The following is a 15,715-nucleotide window of genomic DNA, read 5'->3' as shown; positions in this document are numbered from 1 at the left end:
GCATCGCGCTCCGCAGAGGGGTTGCGCGCGACCGGGGGCAACGCGATAGCGCCGCCCCCGGTGCGCTCCGCCGGGCCTGCGCGTCAGCAGGTCTCGTCGCGGCACATCGACAGATGGGCGGCTGTTTCGCGCACCCCTTCGACGACCGTGTCGACGGACGGCGCCATATGCGCATCGATCCGGCGCATGTACGGGCAGGTGAGCACCGCGATCGCATGGCCGGACGGCCCGAGGATCGGTGCGCTCAGGTCGGTCACGCCGTACGCCTGGCGGCTGTCCTCGCGCAGGTAGCCGTCCTGCCGGATGGACTGGCACGCATACGCGAGTTCCTGCTCGTTCAATGGCGCTTCGCCCTTGACCTTGCGGTGCTCGGCGAGCATGTGCGCGCGCTGCTCGGCACCCTGGAACGCCAGCATCACGCGCCCCGATGCCGTATCGACGAGCCCGACACGCGAGCCGAGCCGGACCGACACGCCCCACGGGCCGGGCCCGTCGACCTGCGCGATCACGAGCAGATTGCCGCGATCGTAGACGGACAGGTGACACGATTGCTCGGAGGCATCGGCGAAACGCTGCATCGGCGGCAACGCCTCGGCGATCAGCCGGCTCATCGGCGGATGGCGGTGCGCGAGCGAGAACAGCTTGAGGCTGAGCGTGTAGCGGTCGCCGCCGGTCGAGCGCATCACGTAGCGGCGCGCGACGAGGCGTTCGAGCATCCGGTAGATCTCGCTCGCGTTGCGGCCGAGTTCCTTCGTGATTTCGGTGCGGGTGAGGCCTTCTTTCTGCTCCGACAGGAGTTCGAGAATGTCGAGACCCTTGTCGAGCGCGGGTGCGCGATAGCGGTCGATTGCGCCCATCGATTCCCGTGCGTCGCAGCCGGGAAGCAGGTCGTTGGTTGTTTGCATTGTCGGTGTGAAGTTGGGGGATTACTTTCGATCGATTGGCGACGCACGCTGACCGATTCTGCAACACGCTTGTGTCGAGCCCGCGTGTGGCGACGAACGCCATCCGTTTGAGCTTAACAACAAACATTTAGTGTGCAATGCAGCGTCTTTTTACGGATCGTTACCGGACAAGAACGGATCGATTCCCGTTCGGGATGACAGGGAAGCCCCGAATACCCGGTATTCATGACAGGTGGCACCGGTTCAAGGTAATCGAAAGGAAATCGGGCGGGGGCGCTGCCCGCGATGCTGCGCCGCAGCGCCGGCGGGCGCACCAATAGTCGGTATCCGTCGCGCGTCATTTCACGGCGCGCGGCCGATGGTACAAAGGCTGGCGGGCCAGCGACGGTGCGGCCGCGCGTGAAGCCGGCCGGTATGGGCCGGACCATGTCGCGGGTGCCGGGCCGTCGTCGCCGATGCGCAGACCGGCGGCCGCCCGTTCGATGCGCGCCATACTTCCGTGCGGCGCCGCGATCGCTGCGCCCGCGCGAGCCTCGCGCGTCGACGGCATGCCGGATGCGGCGTCGACGCGCGCAATCGACGATCGACAATCAGTCCGGCGCGCGGCCGCGAATGGCCGCGTCGGCCGGAATCCTGTCCCATTCGACAACAGAGGTTGACCACGATGAAACTGCTTCGCTATGGCCCGTCCGGCCAGGAAAAGCCCGGGATGCTCGACGCGGACGGCCGGATTCGCGACCTGTCCGCGCAGGTGCCGGACCTGTCCGGCGATGTGCTGTCCGACGCGGGTCTCGCGCGGCTGCGCGCGATCGATCCGGCTACGCTGCCGCTGGTGTCGGGCGAGCCGCGCATCGGCGCGTGCGTCGGGCAGGTCGGCAAGTTCATCGGCATCGGCCTGAACTACGCCGATCACGCGGCCGAAGCCGGCATGCCGGTGCCGAAGGAGCCGGTCGTGTTCGGCAAGTGGACGAGCTCGATCTGCGGCCCGAACGACGGCATCGATATCCCGAAGGGCTCGGTCAAGACCGACTGGGAAGTCGAGCTGGGCGTCGTGATCGGCGCGACCTGCAAGGACGTCGACGAAGCGCGCGCGCTCGATTACGTCGCTGGCTACTGCGTCGTCAACGACGTGTCCGAGCGCGAATGGCAGATCGAGCGCGGCGGCCAGTGGGACAAGGGCAAGGGCTTCGACACGTTCGGCCCGATCGGGCCGTGGCTCGTTACGCGCGACGAGGTGCCCGATCCGCAGCGTCTCGACCTGTGGCTCGAAATCGACGGCCACCGTTATCAGAACGGCAACACGCGCACGATGGTGTTCACCGTCGCGCAGCTGATTGCCTATCTGTCGAGCTGCATGACGCTGCAGCCGGGTGACGTGATCACGACCGGCACGCCGCCGGGCGTCGGCATGGGCATCAAGCCGTCGCCGGTGTTCCTGAAGGCCGGCCAGACGGTGCGCCTCGGTGTCGAAGGACTCGGCGAGCAACTGCAGCACACGCGCGACGCGCGATAGCCGCGCACCCGGCGATTCCGTCGAACGACCGCTACCGGCAGTTCAATAGCAAGGGCCCGATTCCGCATTGCGCGAAATCGGGCCCTTGTCTTTGGTGACGCGAGCGCGATTACACGATGTTGTCGAGTTCGCAATGCGCTTCCAGCCGATACCCGTCGGGATCGACGACGAACGCTGCGTAGTAGCCGGGGCCGTAGTGTTCGCGCTTGCCGGGCCCGCCGTTGTCCTGGCCGCCGTGCTCGAGTGCGGCACGGTAGAACGCGTCGACTTCGACGGGCGAAGCGGCCTTGAACGACAGGTGCATCCCCGAGTCGGGATCAGGGGCGACGGGGCGAGGTGCATATTGCAACCACAGCTGTGGCTCGGTTGCGCCGTACCCGATGGATTCGTCGTCGGTATGCAGCCGTTTGTAGCCGAGCGCGCCGAGCGTGCTGTCGTAGAAGGCTCGGCTGCGGCCGACGTGTGCAACGCCGAACGAAAGGTGATCGATCATGTGTGGCTCCTTGGACTGAAGCGGAACGGTAGTGCGGCAAGCCTGCTTATAACCACCATGCCAGCCGCTTGTAGCGGAGTGTGCCGAGTGTGCTGTCGTAGAACGCGCGGCTGCGGTTGTTGTGGATAACGCCGGACAAAAGACGATCGATCATCTGTGGCTCCTTGGACTGAGGCGGGTGTCAGTGCAGCAAACCTTTTATAACTACCATGCCGGTTATGTTAGGAAGCGCTCGCGGGCTTGTCAACCGGCATGGTGGTTAGATACGATCCGGGCATGAGCGATACGCAACCTTCCGTCACGATGGACTGCCTGATTCCGGCGCCGCCCGAAACCCTGAGCATCGATTTCGCGAACACGCTGTACTGGCGCGGCAGCGATCCGCCGACGGAAACCTTCGGCACGATGGACGACCTGCTGGCGTGGTGTCGCGACCAGGCTGGCGTGCCGGCCGGCCTGGCGGAAGCGTGTCGTGCGCACGGCGAAGAAGAAAGGGAGCCGGCGATGCTCGCGCATGCGCTCGCGTTGCGCGAGGCGCTGTATCGGCTCTTTCTTGCGCAGGCCGAACAGCGCGAGCCGCAGGCGGACGATCTCGCGCTGCTCGGCGGCTTCCTGGCGGAAGCGGCGCCGCGTGTCGCGCTGGCACGCGTCGATGGCGGTTATGCGTGGCGGATCGGGGAGGGGCGTGCGACGCTGGCCGGGCTGCTGAGCCCGGTATTGTGGTCGGCGATCGACCTGCTCGGCGGCGCGCGGCTCGCGAAGGTCAAGCGTTGCGCGAACGACGCCTGCCAGTGGCTGTTCATCGACGACAGCAAGAACGGCAGCCGCCGCTGGTGTTCGATGTCGTCGTGCGGCAATCGCGCGAAGGCGTACCGCCACTATCACAAGGCCGACTGACGGTCGGCCCGTTCACTGCGCGGCAACCGCCCTGGTTATTTCACCGACAGCTTCCGCCACAGTGTCGTCTTGCTGATGCCGAGCATCGCGCACGCGCGGTCGCGGTCGCCGCCGCATGCGTCGAGCACCGCGCGGATCTCGTCGGCTTCCGCGCGACGGCGGCGCGCGTGCAGTGTCTGCGCGTCGTCGCTGTCGGCCGCATCGGGTGGTGCTGCGAACAGCTCGGGTGCGATCGCCTGCAGCGCGTCGGGATCGAGCGCGCCGCACGCGGCGGCCGGATCGCTTTCATCGACTTCCTCGGCCAGTTCCACCGCGATCCGCTCGATCACGTTCTGCAGTTCGCGCACGTTGCCGGGCCACCGGTAGCGTACGAGCGCAGCCTGCGTTACGCCGAGCACGCGTGTGGCATCGGCGGCGTCGCGCAGACGTTCGGCGAGGCGCGGTTCGCGTCGTGCAGCCTGCACGAGCAGCGTGGCCGCGAGTGCGGGGATGTCGGCGGCGCGCTCGCGCAGCGGCGGCAGGCCGACATTCAGGATGTTGAGCCGGTAATAGAGATCCGCGCGGAACGTGCCGGCCTCGACGGCCGCGAGCAGCGGCCGGTGCGTCGCGGCGATCACGCGCACGTCGATGCGGATCGGCTCGGTCGAGCCGAGGCGGATCACCTCGCGCTCCTGCAGCACGCGCAAGAGCCGGCTCTGCAGCGACGGCGGCATCTCGCCGATCTCGTCGAGAAACAGCGTGCCGCGGTGCGCGGCTTCGAACAGGCCGGTCTTGCCGCCGCGCCGCGCACCGGTGAACGCGCCTTCCTCATAGCCGAACAGCTCGCTCTCGAGCAGCGCTTCCGGAAACGCGCCGCAGTTGACCGCGACGAACGGGTAGCTGCGCCGCGCGGACAGCGCGTGCAGGCTTTGCGCGATCATTTCCTTGCCGGTGCCGCTTTCGCCGAGCACGAGCACGGTCGCGTCGGATTTCGCGTAACGGCGCACGAGATCGCGCACGCGCGCCATCGGCGCCGATGCGCCGACCACGTCGTCGAGCGCATAGCGCGCGGCGAACTGCTGCATGGTGGGCTGCGAGCGCAGCGCGCGGTCGAGCCGTTCGACCGCGCGCGATTCCTGGAACGTCAGCACGCTGCCCGACGTGACGCCGCGATCGACGAGCGGCCCGCGATGCACGACGTAGCGCACGCCGCGCACGGTCGCGAGCGCGTCACCGTCCTCGCCGCGCAGCGTGCGCAGCTCGGGCCGCAGGTCGACGAGCGCGCGGCCGACGGCCGCCGCGGGTTCGACCCCGAGCGCCGACGCGAGCCGCTCGTTGATCGCTTCCACACGGCCGCGCGCGTCGAGCGCGACCACGCCGTCGCGCAGATGCTGGAGCAGGTTGTCGAGCCGCTGGCGGCGGAACGCCTCGGCATGCGTCGCATACGCGACTTCGAGTGCCGTATCGACGGCCTTGCGTACCGATGCGTGCGAATACAGGAACACCGCGCCCATGCCGGCGCTGGCCGCGAGATCGGTGACGAGGCCGGGGCCGACGATCGTCTCGATGCCGCGGTCGTGCAGGTCGTGCACGCAGGCTTCCGCTTCCTGCGCGGACTGATATGACGCAAACTGCACGTCGAGGCCGTACGCGGCGACGAAGCGGCGCACTTCGGGCGGCGTTTCCCCGGCGCTGACGAGCGCGATCCGCGACGCGTCGCGCCGGGCGCGTGCCAGCGCCTGCATCACGTCGAAACCGGTCGGCGACACGACCACCACCGGCACCTGCGCACGCGTCTTCAGGAACCCGCCGTTCGAGCCGGCCGCGACGATCACGTCGGGCCGCGCGGTGCCGGCCTCGGCGATCGCGCTGAGCGCGTCCTCATAGGCGCGCGTCACGATGCGCACGTCGGCGCGTTCGTCGAATTCGCCGGCGATCTCGCGAAACAGATCGCGCAGGCGGCTGATGCCCATCGCCCAGATGCGCGGGCGCGTCGCGCGATCGGCCGGGCCGACGGGCTTGGTCGAGGAGAGGTCCATGGCGGTCGATTATGCGCGCGCGATTTCATTTTTGAAACATGAAATTGCTGAATTGAAATCGCCGGGCACTTCGACGCCCGTGCCGGTTGCTTAAGAATCAGTGGGTTAGCGACGTGGCGCGAGCTGGCCCGGTCCTTGCTGTTGATGGTCGTTCCTTCAGGAGGCCGTTCATGAGCAATACGCATCTTCAGAGCGCCGGCGCGAAATTCCGCGCGGCAGTCGCGGCGGAGCAGCCGCTGCAGGTGGTCGGCGCGATCACCGCCTACGCAGCCAAGATGGCGCAGGCCGTCGGCTTCAAGGCCGTGTACCTGTCGGGTGGCGGCGTCGCCGCGAACTCGCTCGGGATCCCCGACCTCGGCATCAGCACGATGGAAGACGTGCTGATCGACGCGAACCGGATCACCAATGCGACCGACCTGCCGCTGCTGGTCGACATCGATACCGGCTGGGGCGGCGCGTTCAACATCGCGCGCACCGTGCGCTCGTTCATCAAGGCCGGCGTCGCGGCCGTGCACCTGGAAGACCAGGTCGGCCAGAAGCGCTGCGGCCACCGTCCGGGCAAGGAAGTCGTGCCGATCGAGGAAATGGTCGATCGCGTCAAGGCGGCGGTCGATGCGCGCACCGACGACCAGTTCGTGATCATGGCGCGCACCGACGCCGCCGCCGCCGAAGGGATCGACTCGGCGATCGAGCGCGCGGTGGCCTACGTCGAAGCCGGCGCGGACATGATTTTCCCGGAAGCGATGAAGACGCTCGACGACTACCGCCGCTTCAAGGCCGCCGTGAAGGTGCCGATCCTCGCGAACCTGACCGAATTCGGCTCGACGCCGCTGTTCACGGTCGACGAGCTGCGCGAGGCGAACGTCGATATCGCGCTGTACTGCTGCGGCGCGTATCGCGCGATGAACAAGGCCGCGCTGAACTTCTACGAGACGGTGCGCCGCGACGGTACGCAGAAGGAAGCCGTGCAGACGATGCAGACGCGTGCCGAGCTGTACGACTTCCTCGGTTATCACGAATACGAGCGCAAGCTCGACGAGCTGTTCGCGCAGGGCAAGAAGTAACGCGCCCGCGCGCCGGGACGCGATTCCGGCGCGTTTTGCATGGGGCCGCACCAGGCGCTAAAGCGCCAAGTCCGGCCGACCGCGAAGCATGGGGCCGGACTAAGCGCTGAAGCGCCAAGTCCGGCCGACCGCGAAGCATGGGGCCGCACTAAGCGCTGAAGCGCCAAGTCCGGCCGACAGCCAATATCCCGATACACATTGGAGAGCAGAAACATGAGCGAGACGAAAGACGCAGCAGCACCGGCCGCCGCAGGCGCATTCAAGCCGAAGAAGTCGGTGGCGCTGTCGGGCGTGACGGCCGGCAACACGGCGCTGTGCACGGTCGGCAAGACCGGCAACGACCTGCACTATCGCGGCTACGACATTCTCGACGTCGCCGAGTCGTGCGAATTCGAGGAAATCGCCCACCTGCTCGTGCACGGCACGCTGCCGAACCTGACCGAACTGGCTGCGTACAAGACCAAGCTGCGCGCGCTGCGCGGCCTGCCGAGCGCGCTGAAGGCCGCGCTCGAACAGATCCCGGCGTCCGCGCACCCGATGGACGTGATGCGCACGGGCGTGTCGGTGCTCGGCACCGTGCTGCCGGAGAAGGACGACCACAACCTGCCGGGCGCGCGCGACATCGCCGACCGCCTGATGGCATCGCTCGGCTCGATGCTGCTGTACTGGTATCACTTCTCGCACAACGGCAAGCGCATCGAGACGGAAACCGACGACGACTCGATCGGCGGCCACTTCCTGCACCTGCTGCACGGCAAGACGCCGTCGAAGTCGTGGGTCGAGGCGATGCACACGTCGCTGATCCTGTACGCGGAGCACGAATTCAACGCGTCGACGTTCACCGGCCGCGTGATCGCGGGCACGGGCTCGGACATCTATTCGGCGATCACCGGCGCGATCGGCGCGCTGCGCGGGCCGAAGCATGGCGGCGCGAACGAAGTCGCGTACGAGATCCAGAGCCGCTACAGCTCGCCGGACGATGCGGAAGCCGACATCCGCCGCCGCGTCGAGAACAAGGAAGTCGTGATCGGCTTCGGCCACCCGGTCTACACGATCTCCGATCCGCGCAACAAGGTGATCAAGGGCGTCGCGCACAAGCTGTCGAAGGAAGCGGGCGACCTGAAGCTGTACAACATCGCCGAGCGCCTCGAATCGGTGATGTGGGAAGCGAAGAAGATGTTCCCGAACCTCGACTGGTTCAGCGCGGTGTCGTATCACATGATGGGCGTGCCGACCGCGATGTTCACGCCGCTGTTCGTGATCTCGCGCACGTCCGGCTGGAGCGCGCACATCATCGAGCAGCGCATCGACAACAAGATCATCCGCCCGAGCGCGAACTACACCGGTCCGGAAGACCTGCAGTTCGTGCCGATCGAAAAGCGCTGACATGCCCACCGTGCACGCCGGCCGCCCGCGTGACGGGGGCGGGCGTGCGCCGGACGCCATACCCGAGTTCCCCACACCATGAATACCGCCAACCGCAAACCCCTGCCCGGCACGTCGCTGGACTATTTCGACGCGCGTGCCGCGGTCGAAGCGATCGCGCCCGGCGCCTACGACACGCTGCCGTACACGTCGCGCGTGCTCGCCGAAAACCTCGTGCGCCGCTGCGATCCGGCGATCCTTGACGATTCGCTGAAGCAGATCATCGAGCGCAAGCGCGACCGTGATTTCCCGTGGTTCCCGGCGCGCGTCGTGTGCCACGACATCCTCGGGCAGACCGCGCTCGTCGATCTCGCCGGCCTGCGCGACGCGATCGCCGACGGCGGCGGCGACCCGGCCAAGGTGAACCCGGTCGTGCCCGTGCAGCTGATCGTCGACCACTCGCTCGCCGTCGAATGCGGCGGCTTCGATCCGGATGCGTTCGCGAAGAACCGCGCGATCGAGGATCGCCGCAACGAGGATCGCTTCCACTTCATCGAGTGGACGAAGAAGGCGTTCGAGAACGTCGACGTGATCCCGCCGGGCAACGGCATCATGCACCAGATCAACCTCGAGAAGATGTCGCCGGTGATCCAGGCGCAAGACGGCGTCGCGTATCCGGACACCTGCGTCGGCACCGACAGCCACACGCCGCACGTCGACGCGCTCGGCGTGATCGCGATCGGCGTCGGCGGCCTCGAAGCGGAGAACGTGATGCTCGGCCGCGCATCGTGGATGCGCCTGCCGGACATCGTCGGCGTCGAGCTGACCGGCAAGCGCCAGCCCGGCATCACCGCGACCGACGTCGTGCTCGCGCTGACCGAGTTCCTGCGCAAGGAAAAGGTGGTCGGCGCGTACCTGGAGTTCCGCGGTGAAGGCGCGGCGAGCCTCACGCTCGGCGATCGCGCGACGATCTCGAACATGGCGCCCGAATACGGCGCGACGGCCGCGATGTTCTTCATCGACGGCCAGACGACCGACTACCTGCGCCTCACCGGCCGCAGCGACGAGCAGGTGAAGCTCGTCGAGACCTACGCGAAGGCGGCCGGCCTGTGGGCCGATACGCTGAACGATGCGCAATACGAGCGCACGCTGACGTTCGACCTGTCGAGCGTCGTGCGCAACATGGCCGGCCCGTCGAACCCGCACAAGCGGCTGCCGACGTCCGATCTCGCCGCGCGCGGGATCGCCGGCCAGTGGGAAGAGAAGGCGGGCGAGATGCCCGACGGCGCAGTGATCATCGCCGCGATCACGAGCTGCACGAACACCAGCAACCCGCGCAACGTGATCGCGGCGGCCTTGCTCGCACGCAACGCGAATGCGCGCGGCCTCACGCGCAAGCCGTGGGTGAAGAGCTCGCTCGCGCCCGGCTCGAAGGCGGTCGAGCTGTACCTGGAAGAAGCGAACCTGCTGCCCGAACTCGAGAAGCTCGGCTTCGGCATCGTCGCGTTCGCGTGCACGACCTGCAACGGGATGTCGGGCGCGCTCGACCCGAAGATCCAGCAGGAGATCGTCGATCGCGACCTGTACGCGACGGCCGTGCTGTCCGGCAACCGCAACTTCGACGGCCGCATCCATCCGTATGCGAAGCAGGCGTTCCTCGCATCGCCGCCGCTGGTCGTCGCGTATGCGATCGCCGGCACGATCCGCTTCGACATCGAGAAGGACGTGCTCGGCCACGACCAGGACGGCCAGCCCGTCACGCTGAAGGACATCTGGCCGACCGACGAGGAGATCGATGCGATCGTCGCGTCGAGCGTGAAGCCCGAGCAGTTCCGCAAGGTTTACGAACCGATGTTCGCGCGTAGCGCCGATGCGGGCGAGCGCGCGGCACCGCTGTACGAGTGGCGCGCGCAGAGCACGTACATCCGCCGTCCGCCGTACTGGGAAGGCGCGCTGGCCGGCGAGCGCACGCTGCAGGGGATGCGCCCGCTCGCGGTGCTCGGCGACAACATCACGACCGACCACCTGTCGCCGTCGAACGCGATCCTGCTGGACAGCGCGGCCGGCGAATACCTCGCGAAGATGGGCCTGCCGGAAGAAGACTTCAACTCGTACGCGACGCACCGGGGCGACCACCTGACCGCGCAGCGCGCGACCTTCGCGAACCCGACGCTGATCAACGAGATGGCGATCGTCGACGGCGCGGTGAAGAAGGGCTCGCTCGCGCGCGTCGAGCCGGACGGCAAGGTCATGCGGATGTGGGAGGCGATCGAGACGTACATGAATCGCAAGCAGCCGCTGATCGTGATCGCCGGCGCCGACTACGGCCAGGGCTCGTCGCGCGACTGGGCGGCGAAGGGCGTGCGGCTCGCGGGCGTCGAGGCGATCGCCGCCGAAGGCTTCGAGCGGATCCACCGCACGAACCTGATCGGCATGGGCGTGCTGCCGCTCGAGTTCAAGCCGGGCACGAACCGGACGACGCTCGGCATCGACGGCACCGAGACCTTCGACGTGATCGGCGAGCGCACGCCGCGCGCCGACCTGACGCTCGTGATTCATCGCAGGAACGGCGAGCGCGTCGAGGTGCCGATGACGTGCCGGCTCGATACGGCCGAGGAAGTGTCGATCTACGAAGCGGGCGGCGTGCTGCAGCGCTTCGCGCAGGACTTCCTCGAATCGTCGCAGGCGGCTTGATCGGGTCACACAGGGATAACGCACATATGGCTCACACTCTTCAAATCAGGATTCCCGCGACCTACATGCGCGGCGGCACCAGCAAGGGCGTGTTCTTCCGGCTGCAGGACCTGCCGGACGCCGCGCAGGCGCCGGGCGCCGCGCGCGACGCGCTGCTGCTGCGCGTGATCGGCAGCCCCGATCCGTACGGCAAGCAGATCGACGGGATGGGCGGCGCGACGTCGTCCACCAGCAAGACGGTGATCGTGTCGAAGAGCACGCGGCCCGGCCACGACGTCGACTACCTGTTCGGCCAGGTGTCGATCGACAAGGCATTCGTCGACTGGACCGGCAACTGCGGCAACCTGTCGGCGGCGGTCGGCCCGTTCGCGATCAGCGGCGGGCTCGTCGATCCGTCGCGCGTGCCGCGCGACGGCGTCGCGACCGTGCGGATCTGGCAGGCGAACATCGGCAAGACGATCGTCGCGCATGTGCCGGTGACGAACGGCGCGGTGCAGGAGACGGGCGATTTCGAGCTGGACGGCGTCACGTTCCCGGCGGCCGAAGTGCAGCTCGAATTCATGGACCCGGCCGCCGAGGAAGAAGGCGCGGGCGGGTCGATGTTCCCGACCGGCAACCTCGTCGACGATCTCGCGGTGCCGGGCGTCGGCACGCTGAAGGCGACGATGATCAACGCGGGCATTCCGACGATCTTCGTCGAAGCGGAAGCGATCGGCTATACGGGCACCGAGCTGCAGGACGCGATCAACGGCGATGCGAAGGCGCTCGAGAAGTTCGAGACGATTCGTGCGCACGGCGCGCTGCGCATGGGCCTGATCGACACGCTCGATGAAATCGCGACGCGGCAGCACACGCCGAAGATCGCGTTCGTCGCGAAGCCGGCCGATTACGTCGCATCGAGCGGCAAGCGCGTGAACGCGGGTGACGTCGACCTGCTGGTGCGCGCGATGTCGATGGGCAAGCTGCACCACGCGATGATGGGCACGGCGGCGGTCGCGATCGGCACGGCCGCGGCGATCCCCGGCACGCTCGTCAACCTGGCGGCGGGCGGCGGCGAACGCAACGCGGTGCGCTTCGGGCATCCGTCGGGCACGCTGCGCGTCGGCGCGGAAGCGCAGCGCGAGAACGGCGAGTGGACCGTCACCAAGGCGATCATGAGCCGCAGTGCGCGCGTGTTGATGGAAGGCTGGGTGCGCGTGCCGGGCGACGCGTTCTGAGCGTAGCCGGTTGAGCGGTACGGATGCGGGCGGCTTCGGCCGCCCGCGTCGTTTTCATCATCCGTGCAGGAACCGGCGCAGTGCATCGTGGCTGAGGCGGCGCGCCGTTTCGGACACGCGCGCGCCGGGCACGATGTCGAAACCGTGCACGCCGCCGGGGAGCACGTGCAGTTCGGTCGGCACGCCCGCGCGAAGCAGGCGCTGCGCGTAGTCGAGATTTTCGTCGAGGAACAGATCGAGCGAGCCGACCGACAGGAACGCGGGCGGCAGGCCGTCGAGCCGCGTGGCGCGTGCGGCGGCGGCGTACGGCGACACGCCGTCGACGCCCGGCGCGTGACCGAGCAACGCGCTCCAGCCGAACCGGTTGTTGGCCGCATGCCAGACGAACTCGCCGGCATGCGGATGCGACGCACGCGTGCAGGTGCGATCGTCGAGCATCGGATAGATCAGGTGCTGGAACGCGAGCCGGTATTCGCCGCGGTCGCGTGCCAGCAGCGCCAGCGCGGCGGCGAGCCCGCCGCCCGCGCTTTCGCCTGCCACGCCGATCCGCGCCGCGTCGATGCCGAGTGCATCGGCGTGGCGGAAGACCCACGCGAGCGCGGCGTAGCAGTCCTCGATCGCGCCGGGAAACACGGTTTCCGGCGCGAGGCGGTAGTCGATCGAGATCAGCGCGCAGCCAAGCTGCGTCACGAGCGACCGGTGCACCGCCTCGAGATCCTTCGCCGCGCCGCGCACGTAGCCGCCGCCGTGCATGTGGACGATCGCCGGGAGCGGGCGTGCGCCGGCCTCGGGCAGATAGACGAGGACCGGGACGTCCGGCGCGCCGGCGGGGCCCGGCACCGCGCGGTGTTCGAGCGTGCTGCCGGCGAGGTCGGGCGGTGGCAGCGGCAGCACGCGTTCGCGCGACTGTGCGAGGTTGTCGGCGCTGAGCGTGACGGTCGGCCAGGCCGCGAGCAGCGGGCGGATTTCAGGATCGACGAGATGCAGGGTATCCAACGCATGGCTCCATCGTGACGGTGGGTCGCGCGATCACAGCACGCTGCGCGCGACGACCCAACGGTGTACCTCGGTCGGGCCCTCGAAGATGCGCATCAACCGCGCTTCGCTGGCCATCTGCTGTAACGGCATTTCCTTCGTCATGCCCATCGCGCCGAGCGTCTGCATCGCGTGATCGATGACGCTCGATGCCATTTCGGTCGCGAACACCTTGACCATCGAGATCTGCGTGCGCGCGTCCTGCCCGGCATCCACGCGCGCGGCCGCTTCGTAGGTCATGAGGCGGCACGCGTGGATCTGCGTGAGTGCGTCGGCGACCCACCACTGGACAGCCTGGCGTTCCGCGAGCGGCACGCCGAAGGTCGTGCGCTGCTTCGCATGGTCGCACAGCATCGCCACCGCGCGCTCGGCGCGGCCGATGCACCAGGCGGCCATCTCCAGCCGCCGGTTCGCGAGCCGGGCCTGCATCGGCGCGAAACCGGCGCCTTCCCGGCCCAGCAGTTGCGCGGCGGGAAGGCGGCAGTTCTCCAGCACGATTTCATACGTGGACAGCCCGCCGATCATCGGGATCCGGCGTTCGATGACGAAGCCCGGCGTATCGCGGTCGACGATGAACGCCGACATGCCGCCGCGCTTGCCCTTGCTTCGATCGGTGAGCGCCATCACGATCGTCCAGTCGGCTTCGGTCGCATGGCTGATCCAGATCTTGCGGCCGTTCAGCACCCAGCTGTCGCCGTCGCGCACGGCCGTCGTGGACAACGCGCCCGGATCCGAGCCGGCGCCCGGCTCGGAGATCGCCATCGCGGCACGCGTGACGCCGCGTGCGTACGGATCGAGATAGCGCGCGCGCTGCGCGTCGTCGGCCACTTCGCACAGCATCCGCAGGTTCGGCGAGTCCGGCGGCAGGATGTACGGGGTCACGGTCGCGCCGATCGCTTCGTTCACGCCGACCATCGCGACGGCCGGCAGGTCGGCGCCGCCTGCCTCGAGCGGCGCGTCGAGCCCCCACAGGCCGAGCTGTCGCGAGCGCTCGTCGAGGTGCGCGCGCTCGTCGTCGAGCAGCCCGAAGCGCTGGCCGTCGGCCTCGCGCGCCATCACGGCCGCTTCGAGTGGAATCAGTTCGTCTTTCACGAAGCGTGCGACGAGGTCCCGGATCATCCGGTGGTCGAGTTCGAGGTCGAAATTCATGAGGGTCGATGAGAGTGAGGGAGGAACGGCCGACGCGGTCAGCTCGCGTCCGGACGAGACGATGCGCGGGTGCGCAGCGTGAACAGCAACGCGATGGCGCCGGCTGCGAGCAGCGCGGCGTTGAAATAGAGTCCGCCGCGCATCGACCCGGTGGCCGTGTTGAGCACGCCCATCAGGAACGGACTCGCGAATCCGCCGATCGCGCCGGACATCGTGATCGCCGCGATCGCGACCGCCATCGAGCGCTTCGGCAGCGCGAGCCCCGGCAGCACCCAGAACGCCGGTAACGCCGCGGCGTGCGTCGCGACCGCGACGCAGAGGGCGATCATCATGTGTGTCGTGCCGGTCACGCGCGCCAGCCCGGCGAGCGCCGCTGCGCACGCGATCATCGCGATCGCGCCATGCCCGCGCCATTCGCGCCGGCGTTCGGTGCGCCAGCCCATCCCGAGCATGCCGACGATGCCGCACAGGTAGGGCAGCGCGGACAGCAGCCCGATCTGCATCGCGCCATGCAGGCCGCCGCGATGCAGGATCACGGGCATCCAGAACACCAGCGCATAGCCGGCGGCCGCGATCGCGAAATTGGCCGCGCACAGCAGCCAGAAATCGCGCTGCGCGAGCAGCGGGCGGGCCATGTTCGCCTCCGGCGTGCCGGCTTCGGCCTGCGTATGCGCGGCGCGCAGCGCGGCCTTGTCGGCGTCCGACAGCCAGCGTGCGTCGTCCGGCCGGTCGTCGAGAAACCGCAGCGCGACGAAACCGAGCACGCTGCTCGGCAGCCCTTCCACGAGGAACAGCCATTGCCAGCCGCTCAGGCCCGCGGCGCCGTCGAAGTACGACAGGATCGCGCCCGACACGGGGCCGGCGATCATCCCCGCGAGGTACAGCGCGGTCATGAAGAGCGCGAACGCCTTCGCGCGCTGCTGCGGCGGATACCATGCGCCGAGATAGAACAGGATGCCGGGGAAGAAGCCGGCCTCGAACACACCCAGCAGGAAGCGGCACGCGTAGAACTGCGCGGGCGTCGTGACGAACATCGTCGCGGCCGAGCCGAGCCCCCACAGCACCATGATCCGGGCGATCGTCCTGCGCGCGCCGATCCGCGCAAGCAGCGCGTTGCTCGGAATCTCGAACGCCATGTAGCCGATGAAGAAGATGCCCGCGCCGAGCCCGTAGACGGCGTCGGAGAAGTGCAGCTCGGCCGCCATCTGCGCGTGCGCGAAGCCGATGTTGATTCGGTCGATGAACGACAGCGTGTAGCAGAGGATCAGGAACGGCAGCAGCCGGCGCGAGACCCGGCGGTAGAGCGCCGGCGTCGCACCATCGTCGACGGCGGCCGGGTGGGTCGAAAGGGTCGGGGTCATGAGC

The 15,715-nt window shown here is 68.3% G+C and carries 12 protein-coding genes; 6 read left to right on the top strand and 6 right to left on the bottom strand.

Translation table 11 applies throughout. The features are described from left to right. Positions 1 to 83: 83 nt before the first annotated feature. On the bottom strand, positions 84 to 905 hold the full coding sequence (locus CFB40_RS31295) for an IclR family transcriptional regulator (RefSeq protein WP_089433478.1): 822 nt from the start codon (positions 903 to 905) through the stop codon (positions 84 to 86). 664 nt (positions 906 to 1,569) lie between these two features. Between CFB40_RS31295 and CFB40_RS31285 the strand changes: the two genes are divergently transcribed. Then, positions 1,570 to 2,418, top strand: coding sequence for an ureidoglycolate lyase (locus CFB40_RS31285; protein WP_089433477.1), 849 nt, complete (start codon positions 1,570 to 1,572; stop codon positions 2,416 to 2,418). 109 nt (positions 2,419 to 2,527) lie between these two features. Here CFB40_RS31285 and CFB40_RS31280 read toward each other — a convergent pair whose 3' ends face one another. After that, positions 2,528 to 2,911: a VOC family protein gene (locus CFB40_RS31280; RefSeq protein ID WP_089428835.1), complete on the bottom strand. Its 384-nt coding sequence runs from the start codon at positions 2,909 to 2,911 to the stop codon at positions 2,528 to 2,530. Between the two features lie 252 nt (positions 2,912 to 3,163). On the opposite strand from CFB40_RS31280, the gene CFB40_RS31275 reads away from it, so the two are divergent. Then, complete coding sequence (locus CFB40_RS31275) at positions 3,164 to 3,808, top strand: CGNR zinc finger domain-containing protein (RefSeq protein ID WP_089433476.1); 645 nt, start codon at positions 3,164 to 3,166, stop codon at positions 3,806 to 3,808. Positions 3,809 to 3,843: 35 nt separating this feature from the next. On the opposite strand, the gene prpR is transcribed toward CFB40_RS31275, so the two are convergent. After that, positions 3,844 to 5,826 carry a propionate catabolism operon regulatory protein PrpR gene (gene prpR, locus CFB40_RS31270; RefSeq protein WP_089433475.1) on the bottom strand — a complete coding sequence of 661 codons (1,983 nt, stop codon included), beginning with the start codon at positions 5,824 to 5,826 and terminating at the stop codon, positions 3,844 to 3,846. Positions 5,827 to 5,996: 170 nt separating this feature from the next. On the opposite strand from prpR, the gene prpB reads away from it, so the two are divergent. The 4 genes from prpB (at position 5,997) to prpF (ending at position 12,166) form a co-directional block, all read left to right on the top strand. After that, positions 5,997 to 6,890 carry a methylisocitrate lyase gene (gene prpB, locus CFB40_RS31265; RefSeq protein WP_039349639.1) on the top strand — a complete coding sequence of 298 codons (894 nt, stop codon included), beginning with the start codon at positions 5,997 to 5,999 and terminating at the stop codon, positions 6,888 to 6,890. 213 nt (positions 6,891 to 7,103) lie between these two features. Next, a complete protein-coding gene (prpC, locus tag CFB40_RS31260) occupies positions 7,104 to 8,276 on the top strand; it encodes a bifunctional 2-methylcitrate synthase/citrate synthase (RefSeq protein ID WP_043181158.1) in 1,173 nt (390 codons plus the stop codon). A gap of 78 nt (positions 8,277 to 8,354) precedes the next feature. Beyond that, a complete protein-coding gene (gene acnD, locus CFB40_RS31255; RefSeq protein ID WP_089433474.1) occupies positions 8,355 to 10,949 on the top strand; it encodes a Fe/S-dependent 2-methylisocitrate dehydratase AcnD in 2,595 nt (864 codons plus the stop codon). A 26-nt stretch (positions 10,950 to 10,975) separates the two neighbouring features. After that, complete coding sequence (gene prpF / locus CFB40_RS31250; protein ID WP_089428839.1) at positions 10,976 to 12,166, top strand: 2-methylaconitate cis-trans isomerase PrpF; 1,191 nt, start codon at positions 10,976 to 10,978, stop codon at positions 12,164 to 12,166. A 57-nt stretch (positions 12,167 to 12,223) separates the two neighbouring features. Here the strand turns inward: prpF and CFB40_RS31245 are convergent, their stop codons facing one another. Genes CFB40_RS31245 through CFB40_RS31235 form a run of 3 tightly spaced genes read right to left on the bottom strand, consistent with a single transcriptional unit; the run spans position 12,224 to position 15,711 of the window. After that, positions 12,224 to 13,162, bottom strand: a complete 939-nt coding sequence (locus CFB40_RS31245; RefSeq protein ID WP_089428840.1) for an alpha/beta hydrolase — start codon at positions 13,160 to 13,162, stop codon at positions 12,224 to 12,226. 33 nt (positions 13,163 to 13,195) lie between these two features. Beyond that, positions 13,196 to 14,350, bottom strand: a complete 1,155-nt coding sequence (locus CFB40_RS31240) for an acyl-CoA dehydrogenase family protein (protein ID WP_089428841.1) — start codon at positions 14,348 to 14,350, stop codon at positions 13,196 to 13,198. Between the two features lie 38 nt (positions 14,351 to 14,388). Then, positions 14,389 to 15,711, bottom strand: coding sequence for an MFS transporter (locus CFB40_RS31235; RefSeq protein WP_089433473.1), 1,323 nt, complete (start codon positions 15,709 to 15,711; stop codon positions 14,389 to 14,391). Positions 15,712 to 15,715 lie beyond the last annotated feature (4 nt).

Source organism: Burkholderia sp. AU31652 (genome assembly GCF_002223155.1).
In the GTDB taxonomy this organism is placed as follows: Bacteria; Pseudomonadota; Gammaproteobacteria; order Burkholderiales; family Burkholderiaceae; genus Burkholderia.
Note: the sequence above shows the minus strand (reverse complement) of the source record. Positions and strands in the feature narration are given on the sequence as shown.